The sequence below is a fragment of the Haloarcula sp. KBTZ06 genome, assembly GCF_048595605.1.
Classification (GTDB): domain Archaea; phylum Halobacteriota; class Halobacteria; order Halobacteriales; family Haloarculaceae; genus Haloarcula; species Haloarcula hispanica.
This window is the reverse complement of sequence record NZ_CP184339.1, coordinates 152,598-173,358: the sequence shown is the minus strand read 5'-3', so window position 1 is coordinate 173,358 and position 20,761 is coordinate 152,598. Positions and strand designations below refer to the sequence as shown.

26 protein-coding genes are annotated in these 20,761 nt (G+C 62.2%); 8 read left to right on the top strand and 18 right to left on the bottom strand.

Annotated features, from left to right (window positions below; all coding sequences use genetic code 11):
* Positions 1-20: 20 nt before the first annotated feature.
* From ACNO8S_RS17435 to ACNO8S_RS17425, 3 genes are all read right to left on the bottom strand, one after another.
* The gene (locus tag ACNO8S_RS17435) at positions 21-296 is read right to left on the bottom strand and encodes a DUF7471 family protein (RefSeq protein WP_004595131.1); all 276 of its coding nucleotides are present in this window, start codon (positions 294-296) and stop codon (positions 21-23) included.
* Between the two features lie 187 nt (positions 297-483).
* Positions 484-906 (bottom strand): universal stress protein, encoded by a 423-nt coding sequence (locus ACNO8S_RS17430; RefSeq protein ID WP_008311793.1) that lies wholly within the window; start codon positions 904-906, stop codon positions 484-486.
* Positions 907-1,076: 170 nt separating this feature from the next.
* On the bottom strand, positions 1,077-1,556 hold the full coding sequence (locus ACNO8S_RS17425; protein WP_014031043.1) for a pyridoxamine 5'-phosphate oxidase family protein: 480 nt from the start codon (positions 1,554-1,556) through the stop codon (positions 1,077-1,079).
* Between the two features lie 223 nt (positions 1,557-1,779).
* Here ACNO8S_RS17425 and ACNO8S_RS17420 point away from each other — a divergent pair, with 223 nt between their 5' ends.
* The 4 genes from ACNO8S_RS17420 (at position 1,780) to ACNO8S_RS17405 (ending at position 6,621) form a co-directional block, all read left to right on the top strand.
* Complete coding sequence (locus tag ACNO8S_RS17420; RefSeq protein ID WP_014031044.1) at positions 1,780-2,262, top strand: DUF2267 domain-containing protein; 483 nt, start codon at positions 1,780-1,782, stop codon at positions 2,260-2,262.
* Between the two features lie 220 nt (positions 2,263-2,482).
* Positions 2,483-3,385, top strand: coding sequence for a universal stress protein (locus tag ACNO8S_RS17415; RefSeq protein ID WP_420182994.1), 903 nt, complete (start codon positions 2,483-2,485; stop codon positions 3,383-3,385).
* 126 nt (positions 3,386-3,511) lie between these two features.
* Positions 3,512-3,946 carry a pyridoxamine 5'-phosphate oxidase family protein gene (locus tag ACNO8S_RS17410; RefSeq protein ID WP_014031046.1) on the top strand — a complete coding sequence of 145 codons (435 nt, stop codon included), beginning with the start codon at positions 3,512-3,514 and terminating at the stop codon, positions 3,944-3,946.
* A gap of 89 nt (positions 3,947-4,035) precedes the next feature.
* Positions 4,036-6,621, top strand: a complete 2,586-nt coding sequence (locus tag ACNO8S_RS17405) for a calcium-translocating P-type ATPase, PMCA-type (RefSeq protein ID WP_420182993.1) — start codon at positions 4,036-4,038, stop codon at positions 6,619-6,621.
* A 162-nt stretch (positions 6,622-6,783) separates the two neighbouring features.
* Here ACNO8S_RS17405 and ACNO8S_RS17400 read toward each other — a convergent pair whose 3' ends face one another.
* From ACNO8S_RS17400 to ACNO8S_RS17365, 8 genes are all read right to left on the bottom strand, one after another.
* Positions 6,784-8,208 (bottom strand): FAD-dependent oxidoreductase, encoded by a 1,425-nt coding sequence (locus ACNO8S_RS17400; protein WP_014031048.1) that lies wholly within the window; start codon positions 8,206-8,208, stop codon positions 6,784-6,786.
* A 180-nt stretch (positions 8,209-8,388) separates the two neighbouring features.
* Positions 8,389-9,174, bottom strand: a complete 786-nt coding sequence (locus tag ACNO8S_RS17395; RefSeq protein ID WP_420182992.1) for a TSUP family transporter — start codon at positions 9,172-9,174, stop codon at positions 8,389-8,391.
* Positions 9,175-9,324: 150 nt separating this feature from the next.
* Positions 9,325-9,681 (bottom strand): DsrE family protein, encoded by a 357-nt coding sequence (locus ACNO8S_RS17390; RefSeq protein WP_014031050.1) that lies wholly within the window; start codon positions 9,679-9,681, stop codon positions 9,325-9,327.
* Positions 9,682-9,822: 141 nt separating this feature from the next.
* The gene (gene trxA, locus ACNO8S_RS17385; protein WP_420182991.1) at positions 9,823-10,182 is read right to left on the bottom strand and encodes a thioredoxin; all 360 of its coding nucleotides are present in this window, start codon (positions 10,180-10,182) and stop codon (positions 9,823-9,825) included.
* 162 nt (positions 10,183-10,344) lie between these two features.
* On the bottom strand, positions 10,345-10,749 hold the full coding sequence (locus ACNO8S_RS17380) for a helix-turn-helix domain-containing protein (RefSeq protein WP_014031052.1): 405 nt from the start codon (positions 10,747-10,749) through the stop codon (positions 10,345-10,347).
* Positions 10,750-10,892: 143 nt separating this feature from the next.
* A complete protein-coding gene (locus ACNO8S_RS17375; protein ID WP_014031053.1) occupies positions 10,893-11,354 on the bottom strand; it encodes a YeeE/YedE family protein in 462 nt (153 codons plus the stop codon).
* A 67-nt stretch (positions 11,355-11,421) separates the two neighbouring features.
* The gene (locus ACNO8S_RS17370) at positions 11,422-11,913 is read right to left on the bottom strand and encodes a YeeE/YedE family protein (protein WP_014031054.1); all 492 of its coding nucleotides are present in this window, start codon (positions 11,911-11,913) and stop codon (positions 11,422-11,424) included.
* Positions 11,914-11,921: 8 nt separating this feature from the next.
* The gene (locus ACNO8S_RS17365; RefSeq protein WP_420182990.1) at positions 11,922-13,163 is read right to left on the bottom strand and encodes an MBL fold metallo-hydrolase; all 1,242 of its coding nucleotides are present in this window, start codon (positions 13,161-13,163) and stop codon (positions 11,922-11,924) included.
* Between the two features lie 248 nt (positions 13,164-13,411).
* On the opposite strand from ACNO8S_RS17365, the gene ACNO8S_RS17360 reads away from it, so the two are divergent.
* Positions 13,412-13,657, top strand: a complete 246-nt coding sequence (locus ACNO8S_RS17360; protein WP_014031056.1) for a sulfurtransferase TusA family protein — start codon at positions 13,412-13,414, stop codon at positions 13,655-13,657.
* Between the two features lie 2 nt (positions 13,658-13,659).
* A complete protein-coding gene (locus ACNO8S_RS17355) occupies positions 13,660-14,232 on the top strand; it encodes a DsrE/DsrF/DrsH-like family protein (protein WP_050038361.1) in 573 nt (190 codons plus the stop codon).
* A gap of 36 nt (positions 14,233-14,268) precedes the next feature.
* Here ACNO8S_RS17355 and ACNO8S_RS17350 read toward each other — a convergent pair whose 3' ends face one another.
* The 7 genes from ACNO8S_RS17350 to trxA (ACNO8S_RS17320) form a co-directional block, all read right to left on the bottom strand.
* Positions 14,269-14,895, bottom strand: a complete 627-nt coding sequence (locus ACNO8S_RS17350) for a DUF1641 domain-containing protein (RefSeq protein WP_151104196.1) — start codon at positions 14,893-14,895, stop codon at positions 14,269-14,271.
* A 2-nt stretch (positions 14,896-14,897) separates the two neighbouring features.
* On the bottom strand, positions 14,898-16,043 hold the full coding sequence (locus ACNO8S_RS17345) for an NAD(P)/FAD-dependent oxidoreductase (RefSeq protein ID WP_420182989.1): 1,146 nt from the start codon (positions 16,041-16,043) through the stop codon (positions 14,898-14,900).
* Positions 16,040-16,276, bottom strand: coding sequence for a sulfurtransferase TusA family protein (locus ACNO8S_RS17340; protein WP_420182988.1), 237 nt, complete (start codon positions 16,274-16,276; stop codon positions 16,040-16,042). The genes ACNO8S_RS17345 and ACNO8S_RS17340 overlap by 4 nt, the downstream gene beginning before the upstream one ends.
* Positions 16,277-16,423: 147 nt before the next feature.
* Positions 16,424-17,017, bottom strand: coding sequence for a class I SAM-dependent methyltransferase (locus ACNO8S_RS17335; RefSeq protein ID WP_420182987.1), 594 nt, complete (start codon positions 17,015-17,017; stop codon positions 16,424-16,426).
* A gap of 2 nt (positions 17,018-17,019) precedes the next feature.
* Complete coding sequence (locus ACNO8S_RS17330) at positions 17,020-17,238, bottom strand: YgaP family membrane protein (RefSeq protein ID WP_008311830.1); 219 nt, start codon at positions 17,236-17,238, stop codon at positions 17,020-17,022.
* Between the two features lie 94 nt (positions 17,239-17,332).
* Entirely contained in the window at positions 17,333-18,583 is a 1,251-nt protein-coding gene (locus ACNO8S_RS17325) for a M20 family metallopeptidase (protein ID WP_191449099.1), read from the bottom strand.
* A 265-nt stretch (positions 18,584-18,848) separates the two neighbouring features.
* On the bottom strand, positions 18,849-19,262 hold the full coding sequence (trxA, locus tag ACNO8S_RS17320; protein WP_014031063.1) for a thioredoxin: 414 nt from the start codon (positions 19,260-19,262) through the stop codon (positions 18,849-18,851).
* Positions 19,263-19,717: 455 nt separating this feature from the next.
* Here trxA (ACNO8S_RS17320) and ACNO8S_RS17315 point away from each other — a divergent pair, with 455 nt between their 5' ends.
* Entirely contained in the window at positions 19,718-20,158 is a 441-nt protein-coding gene (locus tag ACNO8S_RS17315; RefSeq protein ID WP_014031064.1) for a DUF302 domain-containing protein, read from the top strand.
* 1 nt (position 20,159) lies between these two features.
* Positions 20,160-20,720 (top strand): class I SAM-dependent methyltransferase, encoded by a 561-nt coding sequence (locus ACNO8S_RS17310; protein WP_420182986.1) that lies wholly within the window; start codon positions 20,160-20,162, stop codon positions 20,718-20,720.
* The last annotated feature ends 41 nt before the right edge of the window (positions 20,721-20,761 follow it).

The window sequence follows — 20,761 nt, the reverse complement described above, 5'->3', positions numbered from 1 at the left end:
TGCGACCGTCGAAACGCCGGTCAGTCGGGGACGCTCGGCGGCGCGACCGAGTAGATCGCACTCAGCACCAGCAGCGCGATGAGGAAGTCGAACCCGTGTTCGGTGAGGTGATGTACTACCATCGGGACAGCCCCGAGGACAGTCCCGATGCCGACCACGGACCGAAGGACCAGCAACCCGATAGCGACAGTCAACAGAACGTACGGCCGCGACCGGCGTCGGTGTGTACTGGCCGCCGCGACGAAAAACAGCGCCAGCGTTCCGAGCGTAGCGAGTCCCAGCACGGCGATTAACATTGCGGATTGACCGGGACTAATCCAGTCAGCCGTCGGTTGGAGCATCGCTCAGATCATAGATCAGACGGTGACACTGGAATCGGTTTCGGTCGCAGTCGTAGCTGTGCCCGTACCTGACGCCGAGGTGAGTGCTCTGAGACAGTTCCGCCGGTGTATGACCGTTTGAAAGGGTCTCTGTGTAACTCTCTCAGGTAGCCACCAGCACCGGTCGTCCCGCGTTCTGGACGACTCGGTCGGTCACGCTTCCCATTTGGCCAGTTTTCGTGTGAGAATGGCCGTGGTATCCGAGCACGATCAGGTCGGCGTCGACCTCGTCGGCATAGCTGATGATCTCCACGTACGGTTTCCCGTGACAGCAGCGAGTGGTGACCTCGACGCCGAGCGCGTCACCCCTCTCGGCGACCTCTGCGAGTTCATCGTTCCCCCATTCCTCGATTTCGATGGTCTCCAGTTCCATACTACTGAGGGCTGGCTCGGCGTGTCGGTCCGTATCGACAACAAAGACGGCGTGAAGCTCGGCACCGTGTTGCTCGGCCTGTTCGAGCGCGTGTGTCGCTGCGCGGTTCGCGTCAGCACTGCCGTCGGTCGCGACCACAATCGTGTCGTACATACTAAAAGAATGCACCGCTTCCTATTTCAATCCGCTGACCATTATCAAAAGCTAATAATCTATTGTTGTATTGGGTACCCGTCCACATATCGATCCGTTCGATTTTTGGAGGTGTCGCGTATCGTATTTACAACGGCTAAAACGTCATTCCCGTCCAAAGTCGGTGGCAATCACGGTTCGATGTTCTCCCGGAAGTCGGGTGCCAGTCCGGTCTGTCGGATCCCGGCAAGATCCGTTATCTCGAACTCGTAGAGTGCGACTCCGCCGGAGGTGGTGGCAGTCTGGAGCGTGTTGGGTCGCCAGGCGTTCTGTGTCATCGCCGTGATATCCGACCAGTCGTCCTCAGGCACACTGCTGATATCGCCGGCGAGCATCACGCTCTGCCACTCGAACGCGGTGTCGATGTCGTAGACGAGAAACCGGCCACGGCCGGCTCGCTCAGTCAGTTCCGCTTTCCGGCTCGATTCGCCGAGGAGGTAGGTGAAATAGAGGCAGGCTCCGTCGTCAAAGCCGTACGATAGTGGTAGCAGGTACGGGACGTCTGTCGTCGGCAGCCCCAAGACTCCGGTCGAGTGTGTGGCGAGGAATTCCCGAATCGCTTCGTCGTCCATCTGTTCGAGTCCGTACTCTTCTAATTGGTCGAGTGTCATAGGTCGCGTCTGATCATCCAGTTACGTATCACGAATGCAACCCCACGCTAAAAAAAGTAGAGCGGACTTCTCAGAGGGTGTGGCTGTTCACAATACGGCACAGATACTGTTATATCTATGAAATCGACCGATACTCGTCGGACGGTAGTACGTATGCCTGCTGGTTTTCAGCCAGTGAGAAGTCCCACCGGACGCTATATTGTTGCACTGCCAACAAGAGTACATGGACTTCGATGAGTTCACCGGCGAGATACAGCACAGGCTTGAACTACCCGGTACTGGTGAGGCCGTTCGGGCGACCCGCGCGACACTGCTACCCCTGGGACAGCGCATACCCGCGGAGAACGCCGCGGACTTCGCTGCCTCCCTCCCGATGGAAATCAAGTGGTATATGACCGGCGCCGTCCGCGACCACGGGCAGCGGTTTGACTGGACGGAGTTCGTCGACCGTGTCGCCGAAATAGAAGGCGTTGAACCGTCGGACGCAGCGTACCACGCACGCGTCGTTGTTGACCTGATGCATACGGCGGTCCCGGCCGCCGATTTTCAGGACCTCCGCGGCCAACTCCCCGAAAGTGCGGACGAAGAAAACTGGCGCGAACTCTTCAGCATAGTCGATGCCGGTGGCTGGGGCGAGGCGGAAGAGGCGCAAACCGGTGGTGGTCCACAAAAGTCTGCTGAAGCCCCTCAGTGGGACAATCAGTAGCAGCTCTCATGTCGTTTTCAAACGAATATGCCTTGACATAATCTGGTAATAACTGTACGATTGTTACGCCCTCCCCTCATACTTTGGGGGTGTACCGGCGAGGACTGCTGGCAACGCAGTCTAACTATTCGAGACGCCGATCTCAACCGCCGGATTTCTAATAGTGTGAGAATCGCGACTACAGTTTATTTACTGACAGCAACAATTCGTAAACACAGCAATGTTCGATTCAATACTGGTCCCGACTGACGGCAGCGAACACGCGACCCGGGCCGCCGAGCACGGGGCAGCGCTGGCTCGTGCATTCGGCGCGAGCCTGCACGTCATCGCTGTCATCGATACGCGAACAGCAGGCGGGCCGTTCAGCGGCGACGATCTCGAAGACGAGACACTCGACCGCATGACGGCCGACGCCGAAGACACAGTCGCGGCTATCACGGACGCGGTGGACGCCGCCGGAGCGATACAGACGACTATCCGCAAGGGAGATCCAGTTGACGAGATTTGCGCATACCGCGACGACCACGATGTGGAACTGATTGTGATGGGCACGCACGGCCGCACGGGTGTCGGGCGATATCTCGCCGGGAGCGTGACAGAGAGCGTCGTTCGGCAGGCTGACGTCCCTGTTCTCACCGTGCGCGCAACCGACCGGAGTCGCGACACCGCTCCCTACGACGATATCCTTGTCCCGACGGATGGAAGCGCGCCCGCAGCGGCCGCAATCGAGCCCGCATGCGAGATTGCGGCGCAGTTCGATGCCCGCGTTCATGCCCTGAACGTCGTCAATCTCAGCAATATCGCAACCGGCTCCGAATACACGCTACCGAAAGACCTGATCGAGTCCCTGGAGTCGCAAGGGGAGAAAGTGACAGAGCGGATTGCGGCACGGGCACGCGAATCCGGAGTGGAAACTGTCACACGAGTCGTCAGTGGATTCCCGGCGGCAGATATCCTTGAGTACGCTGACGAGAACGACATCGATCTGATCGCCATGGGGACGGCCGGTCGGACCGGTCTCAATCGGTTCCTCGTGGGAAGTACGACAGAACGGATCATCAGACACGCCGATATGCCTGTCCTCGCAGTCAACGCCCGAGACCAGCGCGGTGACGAAGCCTGAAGACAGGCACGCGTCTTCCTGTCTGTCAGCGTCGGACTGCGTGCGGGGCCCGTCGTGTCCCCGGCGAGGCGGCAGTCAGACCGACACGACCATGCACTTATTACTGTTCCTGTCGTGACACTACCTATGGCTGCGGACAACCCGGTTACGATGACGGACGAGGAACGGGACGCGTTTCTGGACAACGGGGGGACGGGCATCCTTTCGCTCGCCGCCGGCGACGCGCCCCCGCATTCAGTCCCGGTTTCGTACGGGTACGACGCGCCCACCACCACATTTTACTTCCGGCTAGCGGTCGGTGTAGAGCGGTCGAAGGGCGAACTCGACGACCGCGCGGCGACGTTCGTGACTTATGACGAGACGGATTCGGGATGGCAAAGCGTGGTCGCGAACGGTCGGCTCGAAGACGTCGAACGGGAGGGAATCGAGACGGAAACACTGGAAGGACTGGAACACGTCGATATGCCCATGGTCGACATCTTCGAACGCCCCCTCCGCGAGGTTGACTTCGAATTCTACCGTCTCGTACCGAATGAGCTAACCGGACGGACCGAATCCTAGGGCGGACGGTTCTCCGCAGTACCGACTCGAAGAAGAACCACTGTACTGGATAAGGGAACTCATATCAACATAGCGGCAGATCACCCTCCATGTCCGAAGCCGCCCACACACAACCGACTGCCGACGTCATTTCGGGGCTCGACAGCGAGTCTGATGGGCTGTCGGCGTCGGAAGCCCGAACGCGGCGTGACAGACATGGCGAGAACGAGATCACGCAGGGGAGCAAACGGACACCACTCGACATCGCTATCGCCCAGTTCGACAGCGCCCTTATCTGGGTTCTCGTTGCGGCCGCGATACTGTCCGTGTGGGCGGGACACGCTGTCGACGCAGTCCTGATAGCCGTGATCGTGGTCGGGAACGGCCTGTTCGGCTTCGTCCAGGACTACCGCGCAGAGGGGACGCTCGAATCCTTGCGGGAACTGACCGCCCCAACCGCGACAGTCAGACGCGATGGGCAGTCCGTCGAGGTCGACGCGACCGAACTCGTTCCGGGCGACGTTATCGAACTGGAAAGTGGCGACGTCGTTCCGGCCGACGGTCGACTGATCGACTGTCTGTCTCTGGAGGTCGACGAAGCGGCGCTCACTGGAGAGAGTACGCCGGTCTCGAAGGGAACCGACCCGGTCGACGCCGACGCGCCGCTCGCGGAGCGAGAACCGATGGTGTACAAGGGAACGAACGTCACGCGCGGCTCGGGCGCTGCCGTCCTCACGGCGACTGGGATGGACACTGAGGTCGGAGCCATCGCCCGCCAACTCGCAGGAACGGAGGAAACTGACACACCGCTACAGACTGAACTCGACACGCTGGGCCGGACGCTCGGCGTCGGCGTGATGGTACTTGCTGCCCTCGTGGTTCCACTCCTCGTCTTCCGGGGGACCGAACTGGTACAGGCGGCACTCACCGCGATTTCACTCGCTGTGGCCGCGGTCCCCGAGGGACTGCCAGCGGTTGTGACGCTAACGCTGGCCCTCGGTGTCCGGAAAATGGCCGACGAGAACGCTCTCGTGCGGCGCTTGCCCGCCGTCGAGGCGCTGGGCTCCGTCGATGTCATCTGCACCGACAAGACCGGGACGCTGACCGAGGGGCGAATGTCAGTCAGTCGGATCTGGGTCAACGACGCTGTCGTCGACAGTGACGAAATAGAGGGGGAACCCCTGCCGGACCGCGTTGCCACGGTGCTCCGCGCCGGGACACTGTGTAGCGATGCGACGCTCGAAGCGGGGGACCCGACGGAGCAGGCCATCGTCATGGCGGCTGACGAGTGCGGAATCGATGTGGAACGCCTCCGCGAAGAGCATCCCAGAACGGATGAGATCCCGTTCTCATCCGAGCGCAAGTGGATGGGTACTGTCCACGACGACACGGTCTACGTAAAAGGCGCACCCGAAGTAATCCTCTCGAAGTGCTCTCGCGTCCTCACCGATACCGGCCCGGCGGACCTGACGCCCGACAGAGCCGAGCAGATCAGAGAGCAGGTCGGTGCGTTCGCTGACGACGCGCTCAGGGTGCTCGCAGTGGCGTACACGGAAGATACCTCCGTGGTAGAACGGAACGACACCACTGGCGAGGCCGACGATGTCAGTGCCGACCTGATCTTCGCCGGGTTGGTCGGCATGATCGACCCGGCCCGCGAGGAGGTCGCCGACGCGATTGCGGCGACCGAGCGTGCAGGCGTGGCCGTGAAGATGGTAACCGGCGACAACGTCCGGACCGCCGCGGCCATCGCCGGAGAACTCGGCCTGGGGCAGCGCGTGATGGAAGGCCGCGACGTCGAGGAATGCTCCGAAGAAGCGCTCCGAGACCGCGTCGAGACAGTCGACGTGTTCGCACGCACGTCTCCGGAGCACAAGGTCCGGATCCTGCAGGCGTTACAGGCGAACGGCCACACCGTCGCAATGACGGGCGACGGGGTCAACGACGCACCGGCGCTGAAAAACGCCGACATCGGCGTCGCGATGGGCGTCCGCGGAACTGACGTGGCCAAACAGGCCAGCGACGTTATCCTGCTGGATGATAACTACGCGACGATTGAACGGGCGATCGAGCGCGGGCGGGCGATCTTCGACAACGTCTGGAAGTTCGTCGGTTACCTGCTGAGTGCCAACGTGGCCGAAGTCGCCATCGTCTTTATCGCCTCACTGTTTGGCTACCTCGTCCTGCCGGCGGTCCAGTTGCTGTGGATCAATCTACTGACCGATGGTCTGCCAGCGCTTGCGCTCGGGGCCGACCCCAAAAGCGATGACGTGATGCAGCGACCGCCCAGAGACCCGGATCGCGGCATCGTCGACCACGATATGCTCGCGCTTATCGGGGGTACAGGCGTCATCTCGACAACTGTGATGCTCGGCCTGCTACTGGTCACGCTTGCCGGCGCACCCGCAGTCACGCCGTACGCGATGACGATGATATTCACCGGGTTCGTGTTCCTCGAATTCGAGAAACTGTACGTGATCCGCTGGCTCCGCGAGACACCGACGCTGTCGAATCGGTGGCTGGCGTCCGCAGTAGGCGGGTCGATACTCCTGCAACTCGCTGTGCTATACACCCCTCTCAACGTCTACTTCGGGACGGTCCCGCTCGGACTCACCGACTGGGGGCTGATCGGTGGCGTCCTCTTACTCGCCCTGCCACTGTACCTCGCTGTCGCCAGCGGTGTGAAACGCCTGTGACGCTCCGATCCGGTAGCACCGGCCGTTCGGTCTGGGTTTCCACATCTCGTTGCCGATTCCGCCAGGCGTGCGCCTGCAGACGGTGACCGGGCGGCCCTTTGCCCCGGAGTGATTGGCTATCGTTGGGCCGCTCCTCTCGAAAAGCCGTCTACCGTACCGCTCTCAATCCAGTTGTCCGTTGAGCACTTTGGCGGCGACCAGCACCGGGTCCCAGACGGGGCTGAACGGCGGTGCGTACGCCAGGTCCAGTCGTTCGAGCTCGTCGATGGTCATGTCCGCCTCGATGGCCGTCGCAAGCGTGTCGATACGTATCGCCGCCCGGTCTGCCCCGACGATTGCGCCGCCCAGCAGGCGACCGCTCTCCCGGTCGGCGACGAGCGTCACGTCGGTATCGTCGCCGCCGGGGTAGTACCCCGACCGAGAACCAGCCGTGACTGTCTTCGACACCGGGTCGAAGCCGGCGGCGCTGGCCTGTTCGTGGTCGAGGAGGCCGACGCGACCGCATTCGAGGTCGAACGCTTTGACGACGGCCGTTCCGGCGATGTCGCCGACGGGCGACGGGTCGCCCGCCACAGTCTGTCCGATCCCGCGACCGGCCCGGTTTGCGGTCAGTCCGAGCGGGACCCAGTCGGGCTCGCCGGTAACGGCGTGGGTGTCCTCGGCGCAGTCTCCGGCGGCGTAGACGCCGTCAACGCTCGTCGCACCGTACTCGTCGACCGCTATCGCACCGGAGGCCCCGAGTTCGACCGGTGTGTCTTCGACGAGGGCGGTGTTCGGCTTGATGCCGATACCGACAAGCGCGAGGTCCACATCGGTATTGCCGTCGCCGTGTACAACCGACGCGACGCGCCCGCCTTCGTCGCCGACGAGTTCCTCGACGGCGGTGTTCAGATGCAGTGTCACGCCCTGTTCCCGGAGGTGATCGGCAACGCGCTCGCCCACTGCTTCCCCGAACGGCGGCAGGAGGTGGCCTGACCGCTGGAAGAGGTGCGTTTCGACATCGTGGGCCCGGAACGCTTCGGCCATTTCCACGCCGACGTAGCCGCCGCCGACGATAGCGACTCGCTCCGGTGGCTCCCAGTCGGCGTACTTCTCGACGAGTGCTGTATCGACGTACTCGATGCTCGTGTCGACGGTAGAGTCGCCGGGTTCGGACAGCGCAGCGCGGACCGCGGCGGCCGAATCGAGCCCGTGCATCGTGAACGCGCCGTCGAGTTCCGCCCCCGGTATCGGCCCGGTCACCGCGTGTGCGCCCGTCGCGACCAGCAGGTCGCCGTATGGCTGGCTGAACGTCTCGCCGTCTTGTGCGACGGTGACCGTTTCTGCGTCGGTGTCGACGCCGACGACTTCGTGGTTCCGGCGGAGGTCGATACCGCGCTCAGACGCCTGCTCGGGCGACAGCGAGAGAAGGTCCGTCAGCCGCTCGACGGTCCCCTTCACGTAATACGGCGTCCCGCAGTGGGCATAGGATACCCACTCGCCTTTCTCGAAGACGATCACGTCACGGTCCGGTGCCTCTCGGGTGAACTTGCTCGCGGCGCTCAGTCCGGCCGCGTCGCCACCGATGACTACGAACGGGTCCGTCATACAGACCCTCGTATCGCTGCGGTACTAATGATTGCGTGAGGTTCGGGTAACTGCGTGGGCTACTGGAAGCGATTGTGTTCGGGACGGATTCGAACCAGCCAGTCGGTCTGTCCCCTCTCCAAGGTCGACCGTCACCACCATCTACGGCTGAACGTGGTTGAGGACATGCTGAGCCAACTTTCACACGACTCCAAGGCCACTGGCGACCAGTCTGAAGCCGATAATCGATAGTAAGGCTAGCACGGCGGCTCGACGGACCCGGTCACTGACAGCGGTTCTGAGCCGCTTCCCGACTGCGACACCGGCAACGGCCGGCACGGCTGCGAGAACGGACGTTCCAGCGACAACCGCGTTGGGATAGAGCCCGAAGACGCCGGCAAAAGCGACCCGCGTGACGCTGAGTCCCAGAAACACCAGCGCGACGACGCCGACGAACACGCTGTGCGAGAGGTCGAAACTCCGGAGATACGCGACGAGCTGGACGCCGACGTTCGTTCCGCCGAACAGCGCCCCCGAAACGCCGCCGATGCCGACCATCGCAAGCGGTGTCTTCCCGAGGTCGCTGTTGCCCACTGACACCCATCCGGGAAGCGGCACCCGCTGCTGGGCGGTCGCCACAAACCCCAGGGTCAGCAGGCCGAGTCCGACACGGAGCGGCGCTTCCGGGAGCCTGTCGAGTACAGCCATCCCGACAACAGTCCCGACAAGCGCCGCAGCGATGAGCGGTCCGAACCGCTGGCTACAGGTACGCAGTTCACGCCGTGAGAGGTCCCGAACCAGCGAAACGTTCACCGCGAGAATGGGGAGAATCATGAACACGACGGCGGTCGCCGGGTCGATGACCGTTGCAAGCGCCATCGTCCCGACAACAGCGAAGCCGAAGCCAGCAAGCCCGTTTGTCGCCCCGGCGACGAGGACGATAGCCGTCATTATCACGACCATCGTCCACGAGACTGGCAGAATCATATGGTATCAGGGTCCTGTGCGACGCCCACAGCGGCCCGTAACCGACTTCGGGCTGGGCAGTGGTTCTTGTGAAGTACTCACACGGCCCTGGATAAAGCCGCGTCGTGTTTCACTACAGTGGGGTCGAACGTGACCGCCCCGCTGTCGGGATCAGAACGTGATAACTTCGTAGTCGTCGTCGACGAGCGAGCGAATGCTCGGGTGGCCGTCGTGCTCGTCCAGCGTGACGAGTCCGGAGTCGGCGACGGCGTCTTCGACGCCGAATGCACCGGAACAGTAGTCACAGACGGCCGTATCCTCTTTGACGGTCTGGTACAGTTCATGGTAGTCGCTGTCCTCGTCTTCGAGTTCCGGAATCCACTGTGTTCCGGCCCCGTCGAAGATGAGTTCGAGGTCGTCCTCGTCGTTTTCCGCGAACTCCGTTGCTGCTTCGAGGCCGTTTGCGAGTCGGCCGAGATTCTCGTGTCCCTCTGTCCCTGCGAGGATGATGACGGCTGCTTTCGTCATTACGTGGCGTAATAGCGCTCTCGCTAATATATTATGAGTGGGTGCGTGCGACGGCGCTGAACTCGCACCAAGTGTTTATTAACCAGTGCCACCCGGGCAGTGAATAAGTCGATATACGGGGTGTCGTCTACAGATATGGCCTTATTCAGCGTAGGATTCGATGAGCGATCGGAGCGCTTCTTCTCCTTCGAGGCCGACGACTTCCTCTACTTGCTCGCCATCGGCGAACAGGATGAGTGTTGGAACGCCACGGACGCCGTAGGACTGTGCGAGTTGCTGGTTAGCGTCGACATCGACTTTGGCGACGGTCGCGGTGGTCTCTGCGGCCAGCGTCTCGACGGTCGGTTCGAGCATCTGGCACGGGCCACACCAGTCGGCATAGAAGTCCGTGAGGACGACGTCGTGCTTGTCGACGACATCGTCGAGATGGTCCGTTCCGTCGATGTGAAGCGGTTCGTCCGTCGCGGTCGTCTCGGCGTCGGATGCAGTATCAGTTGCCATCAATAGACTGTACGCGGCAGCGACAAATAAGAGTTTGCACAAAATATACAATACTATGAAATACTCTTCGCAAGCCAATGGTAGCGGGATGTCTATTCGTGCAGGCGCAGAAATCGGCTCGGCTCGTGAGCGACAGCGTGTAATAGAGAGAAGACGGCGGCGTTAGCTTTCGACAGTCGGGGCCGAGGACTCGGACTGTTCGTACTTGTTCTCGAACTCCTGAATCAGTTGGCCCATCTTCGCGTACCAGTCGTTGAGCATGCGCTGCATCTCGTCTGCTATCTGGGACGGATCCGTCGGCGAGTAGACGTGGTAGTAGCCGCCCTGGTCGTAGTTGATCTGGTCTTTCTCGATAAAGCCCGTCTGGAGGAGTCGCTGGACGGCGCGATACGCGGTCGAGCGCTCGCGGTCGACTGCCTCGGCGAGTTCGTCGACGGTCAGTGGTTCCTCGGCCTCGACGAGCGCCCGAAAGCACTCCTTGTCGAGTTCTTTGAGTCCGTGGAAGCATTCCAACAGTCCCTCACACTGCATATCCCGGCGGAGTTGTTCAGACATCGAATCTGGCATCGTTATCACCTCTCTGTAGTTACTACCCAGATATAAGACTTGTGTACGGTTCGCACAAATGCACGCACGATCCGGCAAAAACTGCCCTCGGATGGGTGGTCAAGGCCGTTCACCTCACAGCCGACACACATGCCTGCGAACTGTTAGTCTGCGCCCGTCGCGGCTGTATCGCTGGTCTCGCTCCGGGTTCGCCAGTAGCCTTGGAGATATGCGCCGAGAAACATCCCGGCGAGCGCCCAGAGGATGGTGACGTTGCCGATACCGAGGCTCGCGTAGGCGGCCCCCGGACAGATACCGGACAGTCCCCACCCGACGCCGAAGATGGCACCGCCGACCAGGACGTTCCGGTCGAAGGACTTCAGACGCCGTTCGAAGGTGTCGCCGGTCAGCGGCGCGCGGCCGAGGAGGCGGGGTCCGAGAACGAAGGCCACCCCTGTCACGGCAGCGCCGCCGAACATCACGAACACCAGCCCGAAGTCCTCGAACTGGAGGAAATCCAGAACGACTTCCGGGCGCGCCATGTGGCTGTACGCGAGTCCGAACCCGAAGATGAGCCCGCCGACGAGAATCAGCGGCATGAACGCGGGGTGGCGGTCGTCACTCATGTGTCGTTCCCTCCGGCCGCTCCCGGTCGCTCGCTTCGAGACTCTCGTTCCGCTCGTGTCTCGCAGCTCACGGACTCACCCCCAGTGCCGAAACCAGTTGTGCAGTGATGATGGCGACGGCGAGGAACGTCAGGACGCCGGCTATCGACGTTTTCGACGCGGAGCCGACGCCACAGACGCCGTGGCCTGACGTACAGCCCTTGCCGACGCGCGTCCCGATACCGACGAATACCCCGCCGAGGAGGAGTCGCCACGGCTGGACGTCCGTGGTCCACGCGCCGCCCTGATAGACGACCGCGTACACGGCCGCCCCGAGGATAATGCCGAGCGTGAACACGACACGCCAGTCACGGGAGCTGACATACTGCTGGAACCGGGACCGGTCCGAGACGTACGACAGCGTCGACTCCAGAAACGTGCTCGCGCCGGCGCTGATGCCGGTTCCGAGGTAGATGACGACAGTCCCAAGCCCCACCAGCAAGCCACCGACGGCGTAGCGACTGATGCCGTTCGGAAACAGTTCGGCGGTTGCCTGCAGTGGGAGTGCCTCAATCACCATTGGCGTCGTTAGTCACCCGCAAGGGATTCCTGGCTAGCGGCGCAGTTATTCGGCCCGAGTTCCAGCGTGAACGCTTCCTCGTCGTCGACGGCGTTCTTCCCGAGGTTCGTCGCGATGATCTCCTCGTAGTTGGCCGGCCGTGGCGGCATATCCGAGAGGACGAGCTCGACGAACGCGTCCTCGTCCACGGTGAGTGCGTCCATCTCTTCGACGAGCGCACTGATTGGGGCGGTAAATGTACTGTCCTCTGCGGGTTCGGCCGCGTCGCTGAAGTGCGCGCCGCCAATCAGCGTGTCGTCGGGCAGGGTCAGCACGCGCTCTTGAAGGGACTCGTAGAGCATACGCGCGGCTTCGGGCGCGCCCTCGTCGCCCTCTTCGAGGTCGGGGCGAGCGACGCTCTCGATGAAGAGCCCATCACCGGTCGCGAGCAGGCTCCCGTCGACGAGATAGGAGGTCATCCCGGTCGTGTGGCCGGGCGTGGAGACTGTCTCGATAGTCGCGTCGCCGACCTGAAACGTGTCGCCGTCTTCGGCAGTCGTCAGGTCGTCGGTGTCCTGCCGAGCTTGCGAGGCAGGGCCCGTGGAGCCTTGCTCCGCGGCGTAGGTGACGCCGCGGTCGACGGCGGCCTCTGGAATGACGCCCTCGACGCCTTCTGCGTCGAGGTCGCGAACGCCGGAGATGTGGTCGGCGTGGATGTGCGTATCGAGTGCGTACTGCAGGTCGACGCCGAGGTCGGCGGCGTCGTCGAGGTAGCGGTCGGTGAACGCCCGCAGCGGGTCGATGATGGCGGCTTCGCCGTCGTCGTAAAGGAGATAGGCCAGACAGCCGGAGGACGGGCGCTGGTACTGCAGGAGTGTGCCGGCGCCGTCGTAGCGTTCGACCTCGACGGCCTCGTAGATGCTCGCCCACCCGTTCATGCCGTCTTCGAGATGGTTGACGTCGTAGCCGTGTTCTGCGAGCGTGCCCGCGACGTACTCGCTTGCGCCGCCTTTCGCACACAGGACGGTCACTTCGTGGTCGTCGGGGATCTGAGCGAGGACGTCGCCGTCGATGTCGTCCTCAAGGAACTCGAAGTACGGGATGTTGAGCGAGGTGACGTTTTCGCCGTCGATGCGCCACTCGTCGTAGTCTGATTGCATACGCGCGTCGAGAAGCGTCACGTCTTCACCAGCGTCAATGCGGTCTTTGAGCGATTCCGGATCGGTCGTTTCCACGTCGACGTCTGGCGTCGGAAAGTCGTCAGCGTTCATTTTGTGCACTCGTTTCTACCGGGCGGACGCACAAAAGCATTTGCATAGTAATCCACATTCTAAACAATACTATCGGCCAAACAGACCCACGAGTAAATAAAATATGGCCTGAATTAGCATAATAGGGCATTTGAGGCCGGAAATTAGGTGAGTAGTTGTTTGCTAAACTCACAAGAATCGACAATCTTTTACTTGACCGGGCGGTATTGTGCGTTAGCTCCAAGACAACTCAACGGAGCGAATAACCAATGAACGCTGAATTCGATATCGCGGAGACGCTCGACGTGAAAGGTGCATCGTGTCCCATGCCAGTGGTGAAGACGAAGTCGGCTACCGACGACCTCGCCGAGGGTGACGTCCTCGAAGTACTAGCGACCGACCCGGGCAGCATGAGCGACATCGACGGTTGGGCGGCCGGTACTGAGGGCGTCGAACTCGTCGACCAGGAGGAGGGCGACGACGTGTACAAGCACTACGTCCGCAAGACGGAGTAACGATGAGCACGGACACACCAGACGCGGCGTCCGACGACACGCCCTCGCGTGCGGAGCTGGCCGCCCGCGTCGACGAACTGGAAGACGCGCTCGCGGAGGCCACGAGCGAGGACGACACGAAGAAGATGAGCATCATTGCGACGAAGGGCACGCTCGACATGGCGTACCCCCCGCTCATCCTCGCCAGCACCGCCGCTGCGTTCGGGTACGAGGTGACTGTCTTCCACACGTTCTGGGGGCTAGACATCCTCCACGAGGAACGCTCGAAGAACCTCAAACTGAGCTCCGTCGGGAATCCGAATATGCCGATGCCGAACGCGGTCGCCGCGATTCCCGGCATGGACCGCGTAACGACGAAGATGATGGAAAAGCGCATCGCGAACAACGACACCGCGACGATTGAGGAGCTGCTGGAGACGAGCCTCGATATGGGCGTGGAGTTCCAGGCCTGCCAGATGACCATCGACCTGATGGATTACGACGAGGCCGACTTCTACGACGGCGTTACCACCGGTGTCGGCGCTGCGACAGCGCTGCAGGACATGGCCGACGCCGACATCCAACTTCTTGTCTGAAACGACCAATCGCGCACAGCTAGCTGCGGCAGACAACTATTCTGTCTTTTCCTCGGCGCGCTCACGGCCGACTGCGCCGGCAAGCGCCAGCAAGTAGCCGAGCCCGTACTGAACGTCCGGGTCGCGTAGCCCGCGAAGCAATCCGACGGGGCCGACCGGCTCGGCCGGTTCGCGCTCCGCTTCACCGAGGCCCGCCAGTAGCGTCTCGATACCGTCGCGGGTGTCGTCGTCTGCTGCCGTCTGTGCGACTTCGCCGAGCGCGGCACCGGTGCCAGCCAGCGACGTGACCATTTCGTCGTCGAGCGCAGCGGTTGCCAGCGATCCGACTTCAGCGAGCTCGGCTAGTTCGTCGAGCGTGCCGCTTCGCTGGAGCACGAGCAGGGTTTCGAGCGCGTCCTGCAACTCGTCGCCGTTCTCACCGACGGTCTCGGCCAGGGCGACGGTCTCGTCGGTCGCAAGCCCGTCTGCGGACTCGGCGAGCGTCGAGCCGGTGGCCGAGAGCTCACGCACCATCTCGTCGGAGAGCGCACTCTCGCCCAGCGAGAGCACGTCCAGCAACTCGTTGACGGCGTCGAGGTGTTCGACGAACTCTGCGACGGCCTCGGGGTTCTGCTGGATTGCCGCTTCGAGGTCGGTCTGCTCGGAGACCTGTTCCCCGGACATGGTCAGAGCAACCCCCGTGCGGTGAGCCAGTAGGACTCGTTGTACGCCAGCTTCGACCAGTGGAGTTTCTCAGAGGGCGGCGCTGGCGACGGCTGGTTCTCGTAGTCGAACTCGACGAACGACGCCGCGTCCATCCCCGTTTCGATGAAACACAGCGTCTTCCCGTCGTAGGTCGCTGTTGCCGGACGGCCGCGGATTTCACTGGCGAGGCGCTGCCCGACGACGCCGGCCTGGTAGTGGGCGACGCTCCCAGCGTTCGGGACGCCGGTATCGGCGGTATCGCCGAGCGCGTAGACGTTCTCGGCGGCTTCGGCTTCGAGCGTGTGCTTGTCGACGTCGACCCAGCCGTCGTCGCCGAGCCCCGCCTCTTCGATGAGGTCGATACCGCCGTGGGGCGGAATCGTCACGAGGAGGTCGTAGTCGAGGTCGGTCCCCTCCATCGAGGTGAGCGTCTCCGAATCCGGGTCGACTTCCTCGGCGTTGAAGAACGTCTCGACCTCGATGCCGCGTTCGTCCATAATCGGTCGGGCCCATTCGGCGATATGGGGGTTGCCGTGGACGCGCTGGATCGGGTATGTGTAGGTGATGTCGACGTCGTCGCGGAGCCCGCGCTCGCGGAGCCAGTCGTCGGCCATGAAGACGAACTCCAGTGGTGCCGCCGGGCACATGTGGGGCGACCCGATGACGCTCAACACGAGGTGCCCCTCGGTGAACCCAAGCAGTTCGTCACGGAGGGCGGTCGAGCCCGACTCGCTGTAGTAATCGTGCCCACCGTCCGCGAGGCCGGGTATCCGTTCGGGCTCTAGCGTCGACCCGGTCGCCAGCACGAGGTAGTCGTAGTCGACTGCCGGAGCGGTGCCGCTGAACCGTAGTCGCTGGGCTTCGGTGTCGATTTCGGTCACGCGGTCGATTCGAAGGTCGACGGCATCGCCGACGAGCTCGTCGAGCGGTCGCCGACCGTCGTCCGGTTCGCGTTGTCCGAACGGCACGTACAGCCAGACCGGCTTGTATACGTGGTCGGGCCCGTCGTTAATCAGCGTGATGCGGACGTCACCGGCGGCAAGTTCGGCGTCCAGTCGGTCGACGAGGTCGTTCGCGAGGACGGTGCCACCGGTCCCACCACCGACGATGACGACGTGCTCGGTCATGCTTTCTCCACGTAGAACGCGTTGTGTTCGTCGAGTTCCTCGACGGCGAGCAGTTCGTTCCCGGCCTCTTCGGCCCACTCCGGAACGTCGGTGAGCGACTGGTCGGTGTCGCTCAGGAGCCGAACCACGTCACCGGCTTCGGCATCTCGGATCTGTCCGATGAGGTCCATCAGCGGACCGGGACAGGCCGCGCCTCGGGCGTCGACGGTTTCGTCGGGTTCGATGTCAGTCATGGGAGTCTCACAGGAGTTAGTTGGGGCTCACCTGTATTAGTATTGTGCGTAAATTCCAAGATTGTGAAAACAGATGAGTCCGGCGCAGTGGAGCAAGCGTATCGATCGTACGGCGAGTACGGAACCGCCGGGAGCGCGCCGCTATCTCTATCGGGTGAACACGAGGGCGTAGTGGTACGGCGGCAGTTCGACCTGCCGATCACGCCTGAACTCCGACACTGAGAGCACTGCGTCCTCGGTTTCCTCGGGTGTCATCCGAAGCGCTGTCGGTGGCCCCCGCGGTTCGCCCGCAACGGTCGTGGTTTCGCGCGGACGGTCGTGCCAGTTTACGACGAGTAGGCTCCCGCCAGCCTCAATCGCCCGGAAGGCCTGTCGGATAAAGCCGGACTGGTCGTCGACGCCGTGCAACGTGTTTGCTATCATGAGCGTGTCGACGCGGGCAGTGAGCGCCGAAGGCAGGTTCCGAGCATCGCCGTGGATTGGGACGACGTTCTCGATCTCCTGTTGGTCGGCGAGATCTTCGAGTTCGTCGAGGAGGGCCGCATCCAGATCGAGCGCGTACACCGGCTCGGGCTCGACGATGCGGGCGGCTGGGAGCGCAAAGTACCCGCTTCCACAGCCGACCTCGGCGACTGACTCGCCGGACGCGACACCGAGTGTCCGGAGCGTCGCGCCGGGCGTCGGCCAGAGTTTGCCCCACCAGTCCCAGTCGGGCTGGCCGGTGTTCTGGAACCGGTCCATCCCTAGCGGGAACCCGACGTGTCGATACCCAGCAGTCGGTACAGGAGGCACATCCGGACGAGGCCAGTCGCGACGAGGACGACACCAAGCAGTGTCGCGACCGCGCCGACCGTCGTTCCGAAGCCCAGCAGACCGCCGAGCGTCGCCAGTCCAGCAACTGCCAGCACGAGGCCAACAGCGATGCGGGTCAGTCTATCAGTCGCTCCAATATTGTTCTCCATACCCACAAATACGCAATACATCTACCTAAGTCTTACTCGATGCACGGCGGCCACCAGAGCAGTCGCGCCGACAAAATCACACCGCAACGGACTGCTACGGTGCTGTCTGTGACGCCCACACTGCCGGCAGTCTCGTGTAGACGGCTGCATTGTCGACGAGCACATCGACCGGGACGTACTCGTCGGGGGTGTGGACGGTATCGGTCCCGAGCGCAAACTCGACGGTCGGAATGCCCGCGTTCCGGAGCGTCTTGGCATCGCCGCCGCCCGTGGCACTCCGTCGGAAGACGCGTTCACCTGTGACGTCCGCCGCCGTCGACGTGACCGCTTCGACGAGCGGGCTGTCGGACTCCTCGACAGTCCCGACGCTCCAGGAGACATCGGTAATCGTAATCCCCTCACAGCCGGTGACACAGGACCGGATCTCCGAGAGCACGTCGGGCGTCTCCACCCTGGCGGTCAGTCGGATATCGATTTCGGCGCGGGCGGACTGCGGGACGCTGTTTATCGCATCGCCGCCTTCGAGAACACCGAGGTTGATAGAGGGGTACCGGAACAGATCATGAGCGACATCCTCGCCCAGCGACGGGGCGTAGTATTCGACCGACTCGTCGACGATCGGTTCCACTTCGGGGGCGATATCGAGTCGTCTAGAACCAAAGCGGTCCCGCAGCGTCTCGACGGCGTCGTAGAGTCGGTCGACCGCGTTGATGCCCAGCATCGGCCGGGAACCGTGGGCCCCCTCGCCGCTGGCTTCGAGTGTCAACCAGATGCTGCCCCGGTCAGCAACCGTGACGGAGTGACGGCCCGCCTCGCAGGTCGGTTCGCCGATCACGCACGCGTCCGCGTCGAGTTTCCCGGACTCCAACAGTGCGGGAAGGCCGGCGTCACCGCCCACTTCCTCGTCGCTCACGAAGGCAAACAGGAGCGTGACAGGCGGTTCAGCGTCGGTTGCGGCGAAAGCCTGGATGGCAAGCAGCATCGATGCCACGGCACCTTTCATATCGGTCGCGCCGCGGCCATACACGCGGTCTTCGACGCGCTCGCCGAGCGGAGCGTGAGTCCATGCGTCGGCCTCGAAGGGAACCGTATCGAGATGCCCGTTGTACAGCAGCGTTCGGTCCGACTCACCGGGAATCCCAACGAGGAGGTTCGGCTTCGCCGGGTCGACTGCGAACCGCTTGACGTCGACCGGCAGCGGGTCGAGGAATCCCTCGATCTCGGTCACAATCGCACGCGTATCCCCGGGCGGGTTCGACGTGTCTATCGCCAGGAGGTCAAGGGCGAGTGTGACCAGTTCCTCGCGGCGGTCTCGAACGTAGGTGAGGGGAACAGCGGGACTCATGTGTGGCCGAATATACCGTTAACGTCCTTTGCTGTCGTCCAGGCCGTTTCTGGGTGGGTGAAAACCAACGTCATATCTTATAATAGAATCAGTGTGCGCAAAAGTATTTCGCAGATATTACAATACTGTGTAGTATTATACGTGGAGCCCGGCCGTGGAGAGAAACGACTACAGAACGGAGTCCAGATGAACCGCTACGAGTCCCCCACGCTTGTAAGACGGGATTTGCCTCCGTTTCTCTCAGGGAAACTCGCTACCGCCCGAATCACGCGTACTTTTCGATTACGGCACGCAGTTGTGATTCGTCCTGCATTCCGACGAGTCGCTCGACCGGCTCCCCGTCGGCAAACAGAAGCAGCGTCGGGACTCCTCGAACGCCGTACTCGGCGGCGAGCTCCTGGTTCGCGTCGACGTCGATTTTCGCCACTGTCGCGGCGGTCTCGGCCGCGACGGTTTCGACGACGGGTTCGAGCATTTGGCACGGCCCACACCAGTCGGCGTAGAAGTCGACCAGAACCACGTCGTGATCGGTAGTCGTGTCGGACAACTCGGCTTTTCCATCGACCGTAATCGGCTCAGAGGGGTCTCCTGATTCAGATTCGTTGGTACTACCCGACTCACCCCGGGTACGAAGCTCGTCCAGTTTTTGTCGTCTGATCTCCTCTAGCTCGTCAGTCATCACTCCGACATTCGGACCGGATCGACTTATTTGTTTTGTACATCCTTTGCAATACTGGGTTGCACTGCGGGAGTCTATACGAAAGTCAAGAGTGTGATCTGACCAGCAGTCGATTCTCACCCTCGGCGTCACAGCCGTCGGTTCTCTCAAACGGTAACCGGGGCCGGCCAGTCTCATATATGACAACAAGTCGGTGTGGCCTATCGTGTGGGGTTCACAGGTAGAATTGCCTCAGTACCCGTGGAAGTGGTCGGTAATGGCGTACTTTACTAGCCATTTGATAGCCACATCGATTCCGACGTACCACATAACAAGACATACTCCGCCGACGAGCTACGGTTGCAATATCGACGAGTGGCGACCCCACTTCTCGATCCGGTACTCGAAAATTCTCTCCGTCCTTTCGACACCGTATCCGAAGAGACTTTGCTCTGTAGGCACAATACAACACACGAATGGTACTCCCAATCGACCCGAGCCAGATCGACCCCGAAGACATCGGCGAACAACAGGCGACGCTCGAAATGAGCCACGAAGACGCCATCGAACACGTCCGAGACGTGTTCACCGACGCCGGGTTCGGTGTCCCCGTCGAGTTCTCGCCCTCCGAAATGCTCAACGAGAAGATCGATGCGGACCGTGACCCCTACTACGTGTTGGGGGCCTGTAACCCCGAAGTCGCTGACCGCGCTCTCGATGCGACAGACAACAAACTCGGTGCGCTCATGGCCTGTAACGTCGTCATCTGGGAGGAAGAACCCGGACAACAGCGCGTCTATCACGTCTCGATTATGCGAATCGCCCGCCTCGTCGGGATGGCTCCCGACAACGAGGAGATGGCGGACATCGTCGCCGACACCGGCGAAATCGTCGACGAGGCGTTCCGGAACCTCTAACATGGGGTATCACACGTTCGACGCCGGCCGGGCCGACAAACTCGAAGACGCTCAGCAACGGTACCGCTCACTCTCTGCAGAAGAGTTGCACTGGGCGCTCTCACCCGAGAGTGACGAGACGGTCGCGGACCTCGGGAGCGGGACCGGGTTCTACACCGACGACATCGCACCGGCCGTCGAATCAGTGTACGCTGTCGACATCCAGGAAGCGATGCACGACTACTATCGGGAGAAAGGCGTCCCTGACAACGTCGACCTCGTGACGAGTGCGGTCGACGACCTCCCGTTCGATACCGGCAGTCTCGACGGGGCGTTCTCGACGATGACGTACCACGAATTCGCTAGCGACGGGGCGCTGAACGAGGTCGCACGGGTGCTCAACTCAGGCGGGACGTTCGCCATCGCCGATTGGGCGGCCTCCGGCAGTGGTCGCAACGGCCCGCCCGTCGACGAGCGGTTTTCCGCTACTGAGGCAACGGACGCGCTCCGCCAGCACGGATTCACAATCGAGTTCGAGGCGGTGCGACCGGAGACGTTCCTGCTCGTTGCGAGTGCCGAATAACAGAACTGGCTACCGGTCACGTCATTTCTGCTCTGGCCGAG

What these genes read in the sequence shown, in the direction of transcription:
- ACNO8S_RS17435 (WP_004595131.1), bottom strand. Translation starts at nt 296, where the DNA reads ATGTTAATCGCCGTGCTGGGACTCGCTACGCTCGGAACGCTGGCGCTG.
- ACNO8S_RS17430 (WP_008311793.1), bottom strand. Translation starts at nt 906, where the DNA reads ATGTACGACACGATTGTGGTCGCGACCGACGGCAGTGCTGACGCGAAC.
- ACNO8S_RS17425 (WP_014031043.1), bottom strand. Translation starts at nt 1,556, where the DNA reads ATGACACTCGACCAATTAGAAGAGTACGGACTCGAACAGATGGACGAC.
- ACNO8S_RS17420 (WP_014031044.1), top strand. Translation starts at nt 1,780, where the DNA reads ATGGACTTCGATGAGTTCACCGGCGAGATACAGCACAGGCTTGAACTA.
- ACNO8S_RS17415 (WP_420182994.1), top strand. Translation starts at nt 2,483, where the DNA reads ATGTTCGATTCAATACTGGTCCCGACTGACGGCAGCGAACACGCGACC.
- ACNO8S_RS17410 (WP_014031046.1), top strand. Translation starts at nt 3,512, where the DNA reads ATGGCTGCGGACAACCCGGTTACGATGACGGACGAGGAACGGGACGCG.
- ACNO8S_RS17405 (WP_420182993.1), top strand. Translation starts at nt 4,036, where the DNA reads ATGTCCGAAGCCGCCCACACACAACCGACTGCCGACGTCATTTCGGGG.
- ACNO8S_RS17400 (WP_014031048.1), bottom strand. Translation starts at nt 8,208, where the DNA reads ATGACGGACCCGTTCGTAGTCATCGGTGGCGACGCGGCCGGACTGAGC.
- ACNO8S_RS17395 (WP_420182992.1), bottom strand. Translation starts at nt 9,174, where the DNA reads ATGATTCTGCCAGTCTCGTGGACGATGGTCGTGATAATGACGGCTATC.
- ACNO8S_RS17390 (WP_014031050.1), bottom strand. Translation starts at nt 9,681, where the DNA reads ATGACGAAAGCAGCCGTCATCATCCTCGCAGGGACAGAGGGACACGAG.
- trxA (WP_420182991.1), bottom strand. Translation starts at nt 10,182, where the DNA reads ATGGCAACTGATACTGCATCCGACGCCGAGACGACCGCGACGGACGAA.
- ACNO8S_RS17380 (WP_014031052.1), bottom strand. Translation starts at nt 10,749, where the DNA reads ATGCCAGATTCGATGTCTGAACAACTCCGCCGGGATATGCAGTGTGAG.
- ACNO8S_RS17375 (WP_014031053.1), bottom strand. Translation starts at nt 11,354, where the DNA reads ATGAGTGACGACCGCCACCCCGCGTTCATGCCGCTGATTCTCGTCGGC.
- ACNO8S_RS17370 (WP_014031054.1), bottom strand. Translation starts at nt 11,913, where the DNA reads ATGGTGATTGAGGCACTCCCACTGCAGGCAACCGCCGAACTGTTTCCG.
- ACNO8S_RS17365 (WP_420182990.1), bottom strand. Translation starts at nt 13,163, where the DNA reads ATGAACGCTGACGACTTTCCGACGCCAGACGTCGACGTGGAAACGACC.
- ACNO8S_RS17360 (WP_014031056.1), top strand. Translation starts at nt 13,412, where the DNA reads ATGAACGCTGAATTCGATATCGCGGAGACGCTCGACGTGAAAGGTGCA.
- ACNO8S_RS17355 (WP_050038361.1), top strand. Translation starts at nt 13,660, where the DNA reads ATGAGCACGGACACACCAGACGCGGCGTCCGACGACACGCCCTCGCGT.
- ACNO8S_RS17350 (WP_151104196.1), bottom strand. Translation starts at nt 14,895, where the DNA reads ATGTCCGGGGAACAGGTCTCCGAGCAGACCGACCTCGAAGCGGCAATC.
- ACNO8S_RS17345 (WP_420182989.1), bottom strand. Translation starts at nt 16,043, where the DNA reads ATGACCGAGCACGTCGTCATCGTCGGTGGTGGGACCGGTGGCACCGTC.
- ACNO8S_RS17340 (WP_420182988.1), bottom strand. Translation starts at nt 16,276, where the DNA reads ATGACTGACATCGAACCCGACGAAACCGTCGACGCCCGAGGCGCGGCC.
- ACNO8S_RS17335 (WP_420182987.1), bottom strand. Translation starts at nt 17,017, where the DNA reads ATGGACCGGTTCCAGAACACCGGCCAGCCCGACTGGGACTGGTGGGGC.
- ACNO8S_RS17330 (WP_008311830.1), bottom strand. Translation starts at nt 17,238, where the DNA reads ATGGAGAACAATATTGGAGCGACTGATAGACTGACCCGCATCGCTGTT.
- ACNO8S_RS17325 (WP_191449099.1), bottom strand. Translation starts at nt 18,583, where the DNA reads ATGAGTCCCGCTGTTCCCCTCACCTACGTTCGAGACCGCCGCGAGGAA.
- trxA (WP_014031063.1), bottom strand. Translation starts at nt 19,262, where the DNA reads ATGACTGACGAGCTAGAGGAGATCAGACGACAAAAACTGGACGAGCTT.
- ACNO8S_RS17315 (WP_014031064.1), top strand. Translation starts at nt 19,718, where the DNA reads ATGGTACTCCCAATCGACCCGAGCCAGATCGACCCCGAAGACATCGGC.
- ACNO8S_RS17310 (WP_420182986.1), top strand. Translation starts at nt 20,160, where the DNA reads ATGGGGTATCACACGTTCGACGCCGGCCGGGCCGACAAACTCGAAGAC.